At 51.6% G+C, this 1,432-nt stretch carries 1 protein-coding gene; it reads right to left on the reverse strand.

The genetic code is table 11. The features are described from left to right. A partial coding sequence (locus RC85_RS25820; RefSeq protein ID WP_157594107.1) for an IS701 family transposase occupies nucleotides 1–1,195 on the reverse strand: 1,195 nt, incomplete at its 3' end. Between the last annotated feature and the right edge of the window lie 237 nt (nucleotides 1,196–1,432).

Consider the following 1,432-nt stretch of genomic DNA (forward strand, 5'->3'; position numbering starts at 1 on the left):
GCTTTTCTCGCATCTTCGTCAAGAACAGGTAGCTTACGCACGACAGAATCATGTGTCGTTTGAGCCCGAGATACTTCCGGCCCTCCCAGGCGTCGAGTCCAATGTCCTGCTTTTGATCCTGGAAGCAACGTTCGACATGCCAGCGGCTGAAGGCAACGAGCAACAACTTTTGAACGCTTGTTGCAGCCGGCGCGTTGCTGAGAAAGTACTTGATTTCATCCGGCTTGAGTGGGTTACGAGCCACCAACAAGTGCCAACGCTTGCTCGAAACACACTTGCCGTCAGGACGATAGATCATCGCATGCTTGACTTCCCAGACCATGGGACCTTTATCTCCATCTTTGACGCGATAACGCTCCCATGACTGATTCGTGAACCGCGTGGATTCTTCCAGCAGTTTGCGAAACGGCTGAGCTTTGGGATTGTCTTTGGCAACTCGCGCACCTTTTTGCGGCCGACCACGACACGGATCTTTGGGAGGATGTTGGAGCCCGGGTTTCTTGATCCAGCCGGTCATTGAAACCGGAACCTCGCCGATGAATAACTGTGCTTTGGCATCAAGAGCTCGTAAAAACGGGCCTTTGGAGCCGTAGCCTTCGTCAAAGGTGATCCACTCAAACTCCAGACCGTTGGACAGCGCGCGATCGTAAAGCTCCAGTGCGATCTTCCACTTTGGCTGATACACCATTTCGTCGGGGATCCCGGCAACGCGACAACGCTCGCGATCTTCAGACCAGCTCTCAGGAAGGAACAACTCACCATCAAGCAAGCAGTGAAAGTCATCCTGAGCAAAAGCAAGATGAACCGTCACCATGCAGTTATCGGTCTTGCCAACCTTGCCACACCACTGACGCTGAACGCCAGGCGTCTTGGTGCCTTTCTTGACATCGCTCGTTTCGTCAAACACGCCGATGGCACGCTTGCTACCGCGCTCCGTTGCCACCATCTGTTGCAGACGATCTCGCACGGCGTCTTCATTCCATGCGTATTGAGCAAGAAACTCCTGAAGCGTGCGAACGGGAACTCCGGCAGCCAGTGCAATGGGCTCAACACTCTTGCGAGCAAGGTTTGATAGCTGACCCTGAACATACGTTGGCATATGAGCACGGGTATCTTTTCGACTAAAACAATCGGAGAACCGATTCAGAAAACGTGTCAAAGCTGGTTTCATCTGACGAATCCAAGTACCATCCATCAAAGCACCTCCTTGTGCATGAACGATATAGAATCCCAAATTTCAACTAATTCTCAAATATCAACCTAGCGCTGTAGTACTAGTTGGGGGTGTTGATGAAGATGGCGAAGTCAGTGCGCTCTGTATAGTACTTGAAAAGAAACGGTGTGATGAAACTTGGACAGCGCCTACGACAAATACTTGTGGGGATTGTTTGCCCGATGGAGACGGTGGCTTTAGTTGCGGTCTATCTCAGGA

Source organism: Rubripirellula obstinata (genome assembly GCF_001642955.1).
Taxonomy (GTDB): Bacteria; Planctomycetota; Planctomycetia; order Pirellulales; family Pirellulaceae; genus Rubripirellula; species Rubripirellula obstinata.